3 protein-coding genes are annotated in these 16,452 nt (G+C 69.2%); all 3 read left to right on the top strand.

The features are described from left to right. Positions 1-286: 286 nt before the first annotated feature. The 3 genes from NWF22_RS04615 (at position 287) to NWF22_RS04605 (ending at position 16,445) form a co-directional block, all read left to right on the top strand. Complete coding sequence (locus tag NWF22_RS04615; RefSeq protein ID WP_233750860.1) at positions 287-14,158, top strand: non-ribosomal peptide synthetase; 13,872 nt, start codon at positions 287-289, stop codon at positions 14,156-14,158. A 65-nt stretch (positions 14,159-14,223) separates the two neighbouring features. Further along, positions 14,224-14,691: an arsenate reductase/protein-tyrosine-phosphatase family protein gene (locus NWF22_RS04610; protein WP_160901365.1), complete on the top strand. Its 468-nt coding sequence runs from the start codon at positions 14,224-14,226 to the stop codon at positions 14,689-14,691. After that, complete coding sequence (locus NWF22_RS04605) at positions 14,688-16,445, top strand: DUF4012 domain-containing protein (RefSeq protein ID WP_160900424.1); 1,758 nt, start codon at positions 14,688-14,690, stop codon at positions 16,443-16,445. Before NWF22_RS04610 ends, NWF22_RS04605 begins: the two co-directional genes overlap by 4 nt. Positions 16,446-16,452: the final 7 nt, after the last annotated feature.

Below are 16,452 nucleotides of genomic sequence, written 5' to 3'. Positions count from 1 at the left end.
AAGGACCTTTCAACGCGATGAGTGTGCCGGATATGAAGTGGTTTTGTCTAGGTCGTCCTCCAAATTTTTTTGAGCATGCTGGTATGCCATCCCGACTATTCAGGTCAATGTCGCCCGGTACGGCGATGATGCTGCTCATTTTGATTTGGCTGGCTTTCTACTCCACGCGAGTGTGTCGTTTTTGTGTGGCAGGTATGTTCATGTGTGGTCGCCTCGGACCCGACCAGAAGCACGGCTTGGCAAAACTCTGGGCAGCCGGGAGTCTCTGCTCACTGGCGCGTGACGTATGACTCCCCGGGCGCCTGCCTTCCAGCCGAACTCGACGCAGTTGGCCTTGTGGGATGCCCAGCGGGCTCAGCCCGCCGTGCCGCTGAACATCGCGGAGTTCACCGAGCTTGACGGTCCGGTCGACGTCGATCTGTTTATGAGGGTGGTGGGGAACTACGTGCGTGAGCTGCAGGCCTTCCAGGTCACTTTTCGGGCCGATGGGGACACGCTCTCTGGCGTCTATGACCCGTGCCTGTCCAGTGATCCGGAATATGTTGACCTTCGTGAGGACGACGAGCCTGAGGCGACCGCGCATCGCATGATGAGGGACGACTACGCTCGACCGGTAGACCTTCTCACCGACCGACTCACCCTCGGGTATCTATTGTGCGTTGCAGAGGAACGGTTCCTGTTCTACATCCGCACGCACCATCTGACCGCCGATGGTGTGTCCGCCAAGGGCAGCATCATCTCCGCGCTCGCCGCCTACGATGCGGCGGTATCCGGCGGTGAGATCCCCACCGCGCCAGCCACAGACTTCGATGCCGCGTATCGGGCCGACGCCGACTACCGCAGTTCCTCGCGCTACGTCGCCGACGGCGACTACTGGCGTGACACCCTCACCGGACTACCGCTTCCCGTAACGCTCGCACGCCTCAACGGGCCGCCCTCGGCGATCGCACGGCACGTCGCCGATGCGATACCCGCAGCGACGATGCAAGCACTGCGCGATGCCGCCGAGGCCCATTCGACCGCGCTGCCGGTGGTGATCGCCACGGCGGTGGCCTCCTACCTGGGGCGGGCCACCGCCACTGACGACGTCGTCTTCAATTTTCCGGTCGCCGCACGCACCACCGCCGCCCTGCGCAAAACCCCGTCGCCCGTATCCAACATCGTGCCGCTGCGATGCCGGGTCGGACCGGACATCGCCATCCGTGATGTGCTGCGCGACATGCAGACCGCACTGATGGGGGCGCTACGCCACCAGCGTTACCGGTACGACGACATCCTGGCCGACCTCACTCGTGCTGGCGAGGTCACCCCCGCCGGCAACCGCGGGATGTCAGCGATCATGCTCAACCTGATGCTGTTCGATCGCGAATTCCGCTGCGGTGAAGCACAAGCCACATTCCACGTCCTGACCACCAGCCCCGTCGATGACCTGTCGATCAACCTGTATCCCACCGCCGGAACCGACGGCCTCGTCCTCGACCTCGAAGCCAACCCCAACCGTTACGACGTCGCCGAAGTCGCCGCACACCATCATCACTTGACCGGGATGCTCGACGCTGTCGCCCATGCATTGCTCGAACAGCCCGACTCGACCGTTGACGACCTTCCGCTCCTCATCCCCAACACCTCGACTGTCCGCAGGCAGCACCAGACCGAACTCCTCGACCACCGTCACCGGGCCGTGCCGCCCGGCGTGATCGGGGAGATCCACCGGGACGGCGAGGCCACCCGCCAACTCGCCTACATCGACCCCGCAACCGGCGAACTGCGCCCGCACGCCCACCGGGACAACGAGGTCACCCTCCATGGCGTCCGGGTCCAGCCCGAGGTGATCGAACGTGCCGCCACCGATACCGACGGCGTGCACACCGCCGTCGCCGTCCCGGGCACCACCGAACTCGGCGAACGCCTCGACCTCGCGGTGACCACCGCACCCGCGCAGACCGACGACACGACGGTGACCGCAGCGGTCCGCGCCCACCTCACCACCTACCTCCCCGCGGTGCTCTGGCCGCGACGCATCGTCGTTCTCAGCACCCTGCCCCTCGACGTCGGCGGCCAGGTGGACCGTGCGGCGGTCGCCGCTGCGATCTCGCACGCGGCTCCGGCCCCGGCGCCACAAACAGAGCCGGGCACCGAGATCGAACGCACTATCGCGTCGGCGGTCTCGGTTCTCACCGGCGTCGACAACCCCTCCCTGGACACCGCCCTCATCGACTTCGGCGTCACATCATTGATCCTGATGCAGGCTGCCGCCCGCGCTGGCGCCGCCCTCAACATCTCGGTCCCGCTCACCGGGGTCACCCCCACCGCAACCATCCGCGAGCTCGCCGAACTTGTCGCGCAGAGCAAGTCGGTTCCGCCTGTCGAGCGCGGGGAATCGGCGGCCTACCGGCCCACCCCGGCGCAGCACGAGATCTGGCTGCTCAACCGCGCCGACCGCGACGCCATCGTCGACCACCTGCCTGTCCACTTGCGCCTCGCCGCCGGAGTCACCGCGGACGCGGTGCGGGCCGCGTTGATCGACGTCGTCGCACGGCATGAGGCGCTGCGCACTGTCTACCCCGACGAAGGCGGTGCACCGACGGCCATCGTCGTGTTGGTCGCCGACGCTGCAGCCACAGCGCCGATCACCGCCGCCGCTCTGGATGCGGCCGGCATCAACCGCGCGGTCTCCACCCCGTTCGAACTCACCGTCGACCTGCCCTGGCGTGCGGTTATCGACGACAGCGGCGAGACCGTCGACGTGGTGCTGGTTGCCCATCACATCGCGATCGACGAGTGGTCGTTGCCGCTTGTGCTTGCCGACTTCGCTGTCGCCGTGCAGGCACGGCAGGCAGGGGCCGAGCCCGAATGGTCGTCGCCAGCAACCGGTTTCAGCGCGGCCCTCGAGGCGCGCGACACGCCTTCTGGTTCGGGAATCTACTGGACACGCGCGCTGCGGCGCGCGCCGGAACACCTGGTGCTGCCGGCGCCGGCGCGAAGTCAGTCGGGCGGTCTGGCCCGAGGCCCCGCCACGTATCTGCGGCGCGCCATCGGCAGCGACCTTCGTGGGCGCGCGGTGGAGGTGGCGCGCTCGGCCGACACCACACTCAACACGCTGCTGAGCCTGGCGGTGGCCGCCGCCCTCGGCGACTACACCGACACCGACGACATCGTGATCTCCATGCCCGTCGCCGGCCGCGACACCAGCGACGAACTGCACACCGTCGGAATGTTCGTGCAGACGGTGCCGCTACGCATCACCGGGGCGCGCGAACTCGCGGTCTCGCCTGCGCTTGTCCGCATCAGCAAGGCGATCGCCGATGCCCGCCGGCACGCCGCGTCCGCACCCACCGGCCTGGCCGACGTCACCTTCGCCTACCACGCCGCGCAACCGGACCTGGCCGCATCAGGCGTCATCGTCGAAGCCGAGTCGCTGCCCATGTATCAGGCGCGAACGGCGTTGGAGTTCAGCGTGGTCGATGACGGGGCCGGGCTCGCGATCACCCTTGCCGTGGCCGAGCGGAGTGTCGACGTGGCTGCTGCGGGCCACATTCTCAATCGCTTCGTCGAGTACATCGCCGGCTTGGCGAGTGCGGACCGCGACCAGCGTGTCTCCGACAGCGCGCCGGTGCCATCTGCGCCGCCGCGGACCGATCGCCAGACCCCTTTGGTGGATCCGATCGAGGCGTTGTTGCGGCACGCCGATACCCGTCCGCACGCACCGGCACTTGTCGCCGGTGGCGATCGACTGACGTATCGGCAACTGGTGGCGCAGGCGTCCGAGTTCGCTGACCGGCTGCGCGGTGCTGGTGTGCGCCCGGGCGATCGGGTGGCGTTGCAGCTGTCCGGCGGATCTGATGTGGTCGTCGCGATCCTCGCGACGTTGATGGCTGATGCCGTGTACGTGCCGGTCGACCCGGATTACCCGCAATCGCGGATCGACCTGATGCTGGAGGCGACCGAGCCGGCAGCGATGGTGCGACCCGGATTGCAGCTTTCCGCGGGCCCCGGGCTCGGGGTGGCCGAGCCGATACCGGGTGGGGCGTACATCATTCATACGTCCGGGTCGACGGGGGCACCCAAAGGGGTGGTCGTCACCCGATCGAATCTGGCGGCTCTGCTGGGCGCAGGACTCGAAGTGGTGGACGCCGGTCCCGACGACGTGTGGAGCTGGCTGCACTCCTCGACCTTCGACTTCTCTGTGTGGGAGATCCTCGGCGCCGTGGCCTCTGGAGGCTGCGTGGTGGCCGGCGATCGCGGCATCGTGCACGATCCCCGACGGCTCGCCGCGACTCTGGACGCACACGGTGTGACCATCCTGTCGCAGACGCCGACCGCCTTCGCCGCACTGCGCGATCCAAATCTGGTGGGGCCGGGAACCCTGGCCGCCGTCCGATCGGTGGTGTTCGGCGGTGAAGCCCTCGATTCGATGTCGCTGCGGCAGTTCGCGGATGCTCGTCCGGATGTGCGGCTGATCAACCTCTACGGGATCACCGAGACAACGGTCATCCTCACCGCCTGCGACGTCGATATACACGATGAACGCAGCATCATCGGCGCCCCACTCGACGGGGTTGGGTGGGCCATCCTGGACTCGCGACTGCGGCCGGTGCCTGCGGGAGCTGTCGGTGATCTGTATGTGGCGGGTGGGCAGGTGTCACTTGGCTACCTGAACGCTCCCGCACTGACCGCGGCCAGGTTCGTCGCTGACCCTGCCGGTTCAGGTGAACGGATGTATCGCACCGGTGATCGGGTGCGGGAAGTCGCCCCTGGTCGGCTGGCGTACCTGGGCCGCGAAGACGACCAGGTGCAGATCCGCGGGCACCGTGTGGAACTCGGCGAGATCACCGCCACCCTGCGAGCAATCCCCGGGGTCGGGAACGTGCGTGTCGTTGTGGCGCCTGGCCGGTCTGTCGGCGACGAGCGGTTGATCGCCTTCGTCACCGAAGACGGCTTCGCTGACCGCGTCGACGTCGCGGCGTTGAGCGAGGCGATGTTGGTGGCCGCCTGTAGCGCGCGGCTGCCGGGGCACGCGGTTCCGGCCCGGGTAATGGTGGTCGACGGTTTCCCCATGACCACCAGCGGCAAGCTGGATCGGGCAAAACTGCTGGCGCGTTTGGCAGAGTCGGCCGAACCGGCGCGACCCCTGACCGCGTCCGAAGAGATCGTGGCAACGGCCATGCGCGCCTTCGTCGCCGAAACCGTGGACGTCACACCTAGCACCAACTTCTTCGCTGCGGGCGGTACGTCGCTGTCGGCGGCTCGGTTCGCAGCGGCTCTCGCGGCCGACGGTCATCCGGTGGGTGTTCCCGCTATTTTCGATCATCCGACGGTCGAAGGACTCGCCCGATTGTTGGAAGGGGAGGCCCCGGGTGAGCGTCTGCCGTCGCTGGATGAGCGCCGTGCCGAGCCGGACCGTTTGCCGCTGACGCCCGAGCAGATGGACGTGTGGTTGCGGTGGCGCACCGAACCCGACTTCACCGGCTACCTCATGCACGCCGCGCTACCGGTGCCGGCGTCGGTGGATGCGGTGCGGCGGGCCGTCGCAGCGATCGCTGCGCGGCATGATGCGTTGCGCACCAGCTTCCCGGTGGTGGACGGCGACCCGTATCAGCGGCGGTGGACCGACGATGAGGTCGCCGGGTTTGTGGCGGTGCAGCTTGATGCGGATCGCGATGTGTCGGCGGGGGTGGATGCGGCGCTGACAGGTTTGGTGACGCCGATCGATCTGGCGGAGTCGTTGCCGTGGCGGCTGCGGGTCGTCGAACATGACGGGCAGACATGGCTTCTCGTCGTCGGGCATCACATTGCGGTGGATGGGGAGTCGTTCCCGATCCTCGCCGCCGAGTTGGCGGCGGAGGTGACCGATCAGGCTGTCGAGGGGTCTGATCGGGTCGACTACCGGCAGTACTCGCTGTGGCGCGCGCAGATGGTGGCGGCGCGGCACGACGAGTTGGTGGCGCACTGGACGCAGGCGTTTGCGGAGCCGGTGAGTGCGCTGCGGTTGCCCGAGGTGAATCTGCGGGCGGCGTCGGAGCGGTCGGCGCAGGTGGTGCGGGCCGAGGGCGTGCTGGGGGAGTCGGTGACGGCGGCGTTGGATGCGTTGGCCGTGTCGCGGCGGACGACCGCTTTTGTGGTTGCGCATACCGCGTTGGCGGCAGTGCTTGCACGGCAGGCAGATACGTCGACGGTGACGATCGGGACCGCGGTGTCGGGGCGGTTGGATGCGCGGCTGGCGCAGGTGCCCGGGTTGTTTGCGCGGGCGGTGCCGTTGCATACGGCGGTTGATCTGGAGGTGCCGTTCGGGGAGTTGCTGGCGTCGGTGACCGAGGTGGATCTCGGGGCGTTTGCGCATGCGGATCTGCCGCTGACGGAGATCGCGGAGATCGCTGATCCGGGGCGGGCTGGGGCGGGGACGGCGTTGTTTGAGGTGTCGTTTGGGGTGGTGCCGGAGGAGGTGGCCCACCGCTGGTCGAGTAGCGGCGACGAAGGAGACGCGTATCGAGACCAGGTGGGTGGGGCTGGTTTCGATACGTCCTCGGCTAGCGCCTCGGACTACTCAACCAGCGGTTTGGGCGCCTCGGCCGACGCTGGGGCGACCCTTCGTGGCACTCCCTCGCAGGCTCGGTCGTTCCTCAGGGATCAAGGGGTGCCGCTGTTTGGGATTGATGTGTCGATGTATCGGATTGACGGGCGGGCGCATCTCAGCATGACCTGCACCGACCGGGTGGCGTCGGCTCAGCGGTTGGAAGCGCTGTGCGGAGCCGTCGTCGACGTGCTGTCGCGGGCTGTTGCCGATGTTGATCAACCCACTGCGGCGTTGCTCGCGGGGGAGACGGCAGTGGCGTCGCCGGCGCCGCCGGTGGAGACCTTGGCGGAGCTGCTCACTGGTGGGCTCGCGGAGCGGCCGGATGCGGTGGCAGTGGTCGATGGTGCCGTCACGATGAGCAACGCGGAACTCGATCGTCGGGCGACGACGGTCGCGCGGGAGCTGATCGCGGCCGGTGTGGGGCCGGGAGATGTGGTGGTGCAGCTGCTTCCGCGGTCGGTGTGGGGTGTGGTCGCCACCCTGGGCACGGCACGGGCGGGGGCGGCGTTCGTCAACATCGACCCGGCCGATCCGGCGGAACGACGGCGCACGATTCTGGAACGCGCGAGGCCGGCCGCCGTGCTGACGTTGGGTGACTCCGGGGTGGCGGGGATCGCGGTCGATCAGATCGCACCTGACGACCGGCCCTTCGACCCGGCCGAGCGGGTGCGGCCGCTGCACGCCGACGACGCCGCCTACATCACCTTCACCTCCGGCACCACCGGCGTACCCAAGGGCGTCATCGTCACCCATCGTGGCCTGGCCGGGTGGGTCCGCGACACCGTCAATCGCCTGCTACTGACCGCCGATGACCGTGTGTTGCACACCTACGCAGTCGGATTCGACGCCCACCTGATGGGGCTGGTGCCGCCACGCATCGTCGGCGCACCCATCGTGATCTGCCCACCCGACGTGATCGCCGCTGACGACCTCCGCGACACCGTCGTGGACCACGACGTCACCGTGCTGCTCACCACCCCGTCGGTGCTGCCGACCCTGCACCCGGCCGAACTGCCCGGGGTGCGGCACGTCGCGGTCGGCGGTGAAGCGCTCGGCGCCGGCCTGATCCGCGACTGGACCGCCACCACCACCCTCAGCAACGAATACGGGCCCACCGAAACCACCGTCGCCGTCACCAGCTCCCGCTACACCGACACCCCCGACACGGTCAGCATCGGCAGCCCTCTCGCCGGCGTCACCGCGCACGTCCTCGACACCCGGCTGCGGCCGGTGCCCGACTACACCGTCGGCGAACTCTACGTCGCCGGGCCTGCGCTGGCTCGCGGCTACCTGCACGAATTCGGGCGTACCGCAGCAGCGTTCGTCGCCGACCCGGCCGGCAGCGGCGACCGCATGTACCGCACCGGTGACCTCGTGCACCGCCGCGCCGACGGCACGCTGGTGATTCACGGCCGCACCGACGACCAGGTGAAGATCCGCGGCATCCGCCTCGAACCGTCCGAGATCGACGCGGCGCTGTCGCGGCTGCCGGAGGTGGCCACCGCCGTCACCGCCGTACGCGCCAGCAGCAGCGGCGAGAAGGTGCTGGTGTCGTGGGTGGTCGGCGAACCCGAACATGAACTCGACGCCGACGCGTTGCGCGGCGAGCTGACACACGTGCTGCCGCGCGCCATCATTCCCGCCGCCATCATCCCGGTCGAGACGCTGCCGATCGGACGCACCGGGAAGGCCGACGTCGCCGCGTTGCCGTCCCCAGAATTGGGGGCATCGGCGACGGCCCGGGTGGCGTTGGCCGAGGGGACCCAGCATCTCGTCGCGGCGGTGTGGGCCGAAGTCCTGGAGGTACCGCTCACCGAGTTCGGTGCTGAAACCGACTTCTTCGAGGCGGGTGGCACGTCGCTGTCGGCGACACGGGTCACCGCCCGCCTGTCCGCGGCCACCGGCGTCGACGTGCCGGTGCGGGTGCTGTTCGAGGCGCGCACCGTGCGCGAGGTCGCCGCACTCGTCGACGACCTGCGCGGCACCGGCGCCGACCCGCGGCCCGAACTGCTGCCCCTGCCCGACCACCTGCCGCTCGCCTACCCGCAGCGGCGCATGTGGATTCACCACCACTACGACCCCACGTCGACCGCCTACCACGTGCCCGTGGTGATCCGCATCGACGGCGACATCGACCTCACCCGACTCCGGGCCGCGGTGGACGCCGTGGTGGACGTGCACGCGGTGCTGCGCACCGCCTACCCGGACGGACCGGCCGGACCGGTGCAGCGGATCGTCGAACGTCGCGAGTCGGTGCTGGGACACAAGACGGTGGACGCCACCGCACTCTGGCCGGCCATCGAGACGTTCCTGTCCACCCCGTTCGACCTCGATCACGAACCCGGCTTCCGGGCCGGCGTCTTCGACACCGACGACGCCCGCTACTTCGTGGCGGCGTTGCACCACATCGCGATCGACGGCTGGTCGATGCGCATCGTGCTGGCCGACCTGCTGCGCGCCTACCAGGGTGAGACGCTGACGGCGGGACTGAGCTACGCCGATTTCACCCAGTGGCAGATGCGGCGACTCGGCGGCCCCGACGACCCGGCCAGCCGATACACCCGCGAACTCGACCATTGGCTGTCGGTGCTGGACGGTGCCGGTGAACCGGTGCAACTACCGGGGCGCCGTGACGTGGCGGGAGCGGCTGGGCGGATTTCTGGACGGCTTCCGTCGGCGGTCGCTGCGGGGTTGCGGGCGGCGGCGGACGGGTTGTCGGCGACGGTGTTCCACCTGGCACACGCGGCGCTGGCCGATCTGCTCGGGCAGTGGACCGGACAGTGGGACACCGTGATCGGCGTCCCCGTGCACGGCCGCAGCGCCGCCGACTGGGAATCGGTGGTCGGCATGTTCGTCAACACCGTCGCACTGCGTACCCGGCTGTCGGCTCGTCAGCCGATCGCTGCCGTAGTCGAACAGGCGCGGGACGTCGCGTTGGACGCGGCCGACAACGCCGACGTGCCCTACGACGTCGTCGCCCGCGCGGTACGACCCCACGCGCACACCGGCTTCGACCCACTGATCTCGGTGCTGCTGGTCAACGAGGATGTGTTGCCGACGGTGTCGGGGGAAGTGCTCGGTGCCGGTGAGTGGCAGGCTGCGGTGCTCGACGAGGCGAATGCCACCGTGGATGCGAAGTTCGACATCGAAGTGGTGCTCGCCGAGGACGCCGCCGGGCTGGCGGTGACGGTGGTGCACTCCGGGTTTGTGCCCGGTGCGGTGGCGCAGGCGTTTCTCGATGACTTCCTGACGGTGTTCGGGGCTGCGGCGGGGGATGTGTCTGGGGCGTTCCCGGTGGTGTCCGGGGGTGTCGGTGGGACTGTGCCGGCTTCGGCTGTTGTCGAGGGTGCGGTGGTGGCGGCGGATGCCGAGTTGGTGCGGCAGGTTGCGGCGGTGATGGCCGAGGTGCTCGACGTGCCAGTCGACGAGATCGGTGCCGGGGATGACTTCTTCGCTCTCGGTGGGACGTCGCTGTCGGCGACGCGGGTGACATCGACGCTCGGGCGGGAACTCGGGGTGCGGGTGCCGACGCGGCTGCTGTTCGAGAATCCGTCGGCGGGGGAGTTGGCGGGGGTGGTTGCGTTGTTGGAGGGCTCTGGGGCCCTTCGTGACGCTCGGCTAGCGCCTCGCTCCTCAGGGAGCGGGGGAGACTCTCGTTCGTTCCTTGCGGGCACCTCAGGGAGCGGGGGTTACGAGAGTGCCTCGGTTCGCGGGGGTGGCGGGGGTGGCGGGGCCCTTCGTGACACTCGGCTAGCGCCTCGTTCCTCAGGGAGCGGTGAGGACGCTGGTGAGATGAGGGTTGAGCTGGCGCCGACGCAGCGGCGGATGTGGGTGAACGCGCAGCTCCTTGGCGACCTGCCGATCTACGGCGTGCCGGTGATCGTGCCCGTGCCCGACGGGGCCACGGGTGATGCGGCCGCGGCGGCGATCGAGACCGTGGTGGCACGTCATCCTGCGTTGCGGATGCGGTTCCACACCACGCCTGATGGGCCGCGGCAGCAGGCCGTAGAGGGGTGGCGGCCCGAGATCCGGCACATCGACTCTGCTGAACTCGCCGCTCGCGTCGACGAGTTCACCGCGCCGTTCGATCTCGAGGCTGCGCCACCGGTGCGGGCGTGGGTGATCGAGTCCGAGTCGGTTCCGGTGGCGGTGGTGCTGGTCGCGCACCACATCGTCCTCGACGGGGAATCGGCCGACATCGTCGCCGCCGAACTCACCGAGCTGCTGACCGGCGTTCCGCTGAATGCTGCTGCGACCGGATTTGATGTTGTTGCCGGGCGGCTGGCAGTTGAGGACCGCGAGACGCGCGACGAGCAGCTCGACTTTTGGGCGCAGACCCTGGAGGGCTACAGCGGGCAGCTCGACCTGGTCGCCGAGCGACCCGAAGTGCGGGATCTGCGCACCGGGTCGGTGGACGTCGAACTGGGCGACGAGGTGTCGGCGGCGGTCGCCGCGGCCGCCGAGCGCGGACAGGCCAGCGAATTCCATGTGCTGCACGCCGGGTTGGCGCTCGCGTTGGGTGTGCAGGGCGGCGTCGACGACGTCGCGTTGGCCACCCCGGTGTCGATGCGCCGCGACGCCGACACCGCCGGCACCGTCGGCATGCTGATCTCGACGGTCGTGCTGCGCACGCAGATGTCGGCCGGGCTGACCATCGGGGAGTTGATCGGGCAGGTACGTGATGCCGACCTCGCCGCCATCGACCACGGACTCGTCGCCTTCGACGACGTGGTCGCGTTGGTGGACCCGCCGCGCGAGGCCGGTCGGCATCCGTTGGTGCAGGTGGCGTTCTCGGCCGGGGGAGTTGGCGGTGCGCTGGGTGACATCGGCGAGATGCTGGAGGAACGCAGCGAATTCGATCTGCATGTGGTTGCCGTGGAGGACGGCGGCCGGTGGCGGTTGCGGGTGGAGTATGCGCGGGATCTGTTTGACGATGCGGCGATTGCGGTGGTTGCGGAGCGGGTTGGGGCGGGGGTTGCGGCCGTTGTGGGGGATGCTGCTACGCCGGTGGCAGGGGTTGATCTCCTGAGTGATGCGGAGTGGGAGGTGTGGGCTCGGTGCGCGTTATTGGGGGGTGGGGCCCTTCGTGACACTCGGCTAGCGCCTCGTTCCTCAGGGGGCGGGGGTGAGCTGGTGCGGCAGGCGGCCCTTCGTGACGCGCCTCCGCAAGCTCCGGCGCTCCTCAGGGATCGGGGGGACGCTTCCTCGCGGGGTTGGTTGGGTGGCGGGGCCCTTCGTGACACTCGGCTAGCGCCTCGTTCCTCAGGGAGCGGGGGTGAGCTTGTGCGGGGGGAGGTACTGCTTGGGGAACTGCTTGCTCGGGCGGTCGCGCGGTACCCGGACAACACCGCCGTGGAGGACGGGCGCCGCCAACTCACCTATCGCGAGTTCGATGACTGGGTGTCGTTCACCGCGCGGGCACTGCGGGAGCGTGGGCTCGGACGCGGGGACGTGATCGCGGTCGAGATTCCCCGCTCCATCGAATCGGTGGTGGCGCTGTGGGCGGTCACCCGGATCGGCGCGACGTGCGTGCCCGTCGACGTCACGTATCCGGCGGCGCGGCTCGAGCGGGTCGTGCAGGTGATCGGGGCGCGGGTCATCGGACCGGACGCGGTGCCGGCGCAGCCGACGGGAACCGTTGCACCCGAACCACTCACACCGATGCGGCCGGACGAACTCGCCTACATCATCACCACATCGGGCACCACGGGCACACCGAACGTCGTCGGGGTGCCGCACCGCGGGGTGCATCGGGTCGCCTCGCTCGGCGACGTCGTCACCACCGACCGGGTCGGCATGGCCATCAGCCCCGGCTTCGACGCCACCTTCCACGACATGCTGCTGCCCCTCGCGACCGGCGCGGCGCTGGTCGTGGTGCCCGCCGAGGTGTCCGGCGGCCGTGACCTCACCGACTTTCTTCGCGCACAACGGGTCAGCGTGTTCACCGCCACCCCGTCGGTGATGCGCACGCTCACCCCCGCCGCGCTGACCGACCTGCGCGCGGTCTACATCGGCGGCGAAGCGCTCACCGCCGACCTCGCCGACACCTGGTCGCACACCGCGCAGGTCATCAACATCTACGGGCCCACCGAGACCACCGTCACCGTCTCCACCTCGCACCACACAACCGGGCAGCACATCCGACTCGGCCGGCCCCGCCCCGGTATCGGTGCGTTCCTGCTCGACCGGATGCTGCGACCCACCCCGCCCGGAGTCGTCGGCGAACTGTATATCGCCGGAACCGGTGTCGCCCGAGGCTATCTCGGCGACGCGGCGCTCACCGCCGCCCGGTTCGTCGCCGGTCCTGGCGGGCAACGGCTCTACCGCACCGGCGACCTGATGCGCCTCGATCCGGCCGCCGACCAACTCGTCTACGTCGGCCGCGCCGACCGGCAGATCAAGATCCGCGGCCAGCGTGTCGAACCCGCCGAGATCGACGCCGTCCTGACCACCGCCGGCGCCGAGCGTGCGGCCACTGTCCTGCGCGACGGACCCGTCGGACCCGCACTGGTCTCCTACGTCGTCAGCCCCGACACGTCGTCGGATCGGCTGTGGGCAGCCTGCCGGCGCACCCTGCCGCGACACATGGTGCCCGCCCGCATCGTCGTCGTCGACCAGCTGCCGCTGTCCGGGGCGGGCAAACTCGACGAACGCCGGCTGCCCGAGCCGCAATGGTCGCGGTCGCGGCGCGCACCCGGCACGCCGGTCGACCAGGCGGTGATCGCCGCGTTCGACGAGGTGCTCGGCGTCGAGGCCGGCATGGACGACGACTTCTTCGCCCTCGGCGGCAACTCCCTGGCCCTACTGTCGCTGCGGGACGCGCTGGCGGGCAACGGCATCGACGTTTCGGCGGCGCAGCTGTTCACCCATCCCACGCCCGCCGACATCGTCGAGCTGCTCGACTCGGGATCGGCCGACGACCGGGTGGTGCGGCTGTCGCAGAGCACCGACGGCACCCCGGTGTGGTGTGTGCACACCGCCGCCGGGGTCGTCGAACAGTTCCGGCCGCTGGCCGAGGCGTTGGCGTCGCCGGTGTTCGGGTTGCAGCTGCCCGAACTCATCGACGCCACCCGCGACATGCCGGACACGGTGGCGGCGTTGGCGGCGCGGCACGTCGCCACCTTGCGTGAGGTGCAGGAGCACGGGCCGTACCGGTTGGTCGGGTGGTCGTTGGGTGGGGTGATCGCCCACGAGATCGCCCGGCAACTCGTCGAGGCCGGCGAGGAGGTGACGCAGCTGGTGCTGCTCGACCCGCGCACCCCCGCCGAACTCGGTAGGGTGCCCGACGATGAACTGCACGCCACCCACCCGCTGCGGGCCGCGGCACAACAGCGTGACCCCGAGGCGGTGCGGCGGTTCGACGAACGGTCGGCGACGATGGCGCAGGCCGCCCGCGACTACCAGCTGACGCCGGTGGCCGTCGGACGCACCTGCTACGTTGCGGCGACCGACAACCCCGACCCCGACGCGTGGGGGCGGGCCGTGGGACCGGTCGAGGTGGTGGCTGCGGGCGCCACCCACGCCGCACTCGGCGAACCGGAGACCCTGCGACGAATCGCGCGACTACTCGAGGAGGAGCTGTGAGCGCAGCCGACCACAAGCCGGCATCGGTGCTGTTCATCTGCACCGGCAACATCTGCCGGTCGCCGATGGGCGAACGCATCCTGGACGGCCTGGCGGGTAAGGCCGGCCTGTCGGTGACGTCGGCGAGTGCCGGTGTCGGGGCGATGAACGGCCACGAGATGCATCCGCACGCCGTCGAGGTGCTGGGCGAACACGGCTACGACGGAACCGGATTCGCCTCCCGCTACCTGCGCCCGCCGATGCTGCAGGACGCCGACCTGGTGCTGTGCCTGACCCGCGACCACCGCGCCAAAGCGCAACAGCTGCTGCCGGTGCGGTGGAAGCGGATGTTCACCCTCACCGAGTTCGCCGAACTCGCCGACGGGGCGTCGGGGTCGCTCGACGACACCATCGGGTCGCGCGCCCGCATCGACACGAACTCCGCGCACCTCGACATCGCCGACCCGATGGGCAAACCCAAGGACGATTTCGAGCGGGTGTTCGGTGAGATCGAACCCAAGGTCGCCGGCATCGTCGACTGGCTGGCCCGATGATCCGACGTGTTCTCGGCAACCGCATCGTGCAGATCTGCCTGGTGCTGGCGGTGCTGATGATCGCCGTGCTGCTGTGGCTGGGGTTTTCGGCGCTGAAGGTGCGCGGCGACCTCGACGACGCACGTTCCGAGGCGTCGAAGGCCCGGTCGCTGGCGCTCGACGGCGACCAGGAGGCCGCCGGGCAGGCCGCCGACGCCGCCGCCGACAAGGCGCGCAGCGCATCGGACTGGTCGCACGGCATCGTATGGTCGGCGGCCGCGTCGATCCCGTGGCTGGGTGATCCGCTGCAATCGGTGCAGCAGATGAGCGACGCGGTGGAGTCGTTGGCCACCGACGTGCTGGTGCCGTCGGCGGAGTTGGCGTCGGTGCTCAACCCGGCCGAACTCCGGGACGGCAACACCCTCGACACCGCGCCGCTCGCCGAAGCGGAACCGCAACTGGCGCAGGTGGCGGCTACATCGTCGGAGATCGCCGCGCAGGTGGAGGCCATCGACCCGAGCTGGCTGGGTGTGGTGTCCGATGCGCACACGCAGTTGCAGGAGCAGGTCGACGAGGCGGCGGCCACCATGACCGGCACGCATGTGGCCGCGCAGCTGGTGCCGACGATGCTCGGCGGCGACGGCCCCCGCAACTACTTCCTGGCGTTCCAGACGCCGTCGGAGGCACGCGGAACCGGCGGTCTCGTCGGCGGTTTCGCTATTTTGAATGCCCGCAATGGTCGGGTGACGGTGCCGACGTTGGGTGCCAACTCCACCTTCCGGGATCCGGTGCGACCGCAGATCGACCTCGGGCCCGACTACGACGCCATCTATTCGTCGTACCGCCCGTACACCGATTTCCGGAACAACAACCTCAGCGCCCACTTCCCCGACGCGGCGAAGATCTGGATCGCCAACTGGAAGCGGCAGTCCGGGCAGCAGCTCGACGGGGCGATGGCGCTCGACCCGATCGCGCTCAGCTATGTACTGAAGGTGACCGGCCCGGTGACGCTGCCGGACGGGGAGAAGATCACCGCCGACAACGTCGTGCCGATCACCCTGTCCACGTCGTACGAACGGTTCCGCGGCGACAGCGCCGAACGCAAGCTGTACCTGCAGTCGATCGCGAAAGCGGTGGTGGATCAGGCGGTGTCGTCGGGCGGGGACACCGGCGCGTTGCTGGAGGCGTTGGGGCATGGGGTGCAGGAACGTCGGATCATGATCTACAGCACCCACCCCGACGAGCAACGCATCCTGGAGTCCACCGAACTGGGGCATCAGATCTCCGACACCACCGCCCCGTATCTGCAGGTGGCGATCGGCAACGCGGGTGGCAACAAGTTGGACTACTACCTGCGGCGCGACATCAGCTACACGGCGGGCGAGTGCAGCGGGGATACGCGTGAATCGAAGGTGGTGGTGAAGCTGACGAACACCCTCGACGATCTGACGCTGTCGGACTACGTGATCGCGCCCAACGGGACGGTGCGGAGTATGCCCAAGGGCACCAACCTCTCGAACGTGGAGATGCTGACGACCAAGGGGTCGGTGGTCAAGGAGATCACCGTGGACGGGTCGTCGCCGATGCGGGTGGAGCAGCCGCTCAACGGGCGGCCGTATGTGGCGACGGCGGTGCAGATTCCGCCGGGCGAGACGGTCACCATCGAGCTGACGTTGGAGGAGCCGACGCTGGCCCGCGGTGAGGCCGTGGTGCCGATTCAGCCGCTGGTGGATGATCCGACGGTGCAGGTTGATGTTCCGGTGTGTGGTGAGTGATGAGCAC

Source organism: Gordonia mangrovi (assembly GCF_024734075.1).
In the GTDB taxonomy this organism is placed as follows: Bacteria; Actinomycetota; Actinomycetes; order Mycobacteriales; family Mycobacteriaceae; genus Gordonia; species Gordonia mangrovi.
The sequence above is the reverse complement of the archived record's forward strand: the minus strand, read 5'-3'. Positions and strand labels throughout refer to the sequence as shown.

Coding starts and splice junctions, on each gene's coding strand:
- NWF22_RS04615 (WP_233750860.1), top strand. CDS start 287: ATGACTCCCCGGGCGCCTGCCTTCCAGCCGAACTCGACGCAGTTGGCC.
- NWF22_RS04610 (WP_160901365.1), top strand. CDS start 14,224: ATGGGCGAACGCATCCTGGACGGCCTGGCGGGTAAGGCCGGCCTGTCG.
- NWF22_RS04605 (WP_160900424.1), top strand. CDS start 14,688: ATGATCCGACGTGTTCTCGGCAACCGCATCGTGCAGATCTGCCTGGTG.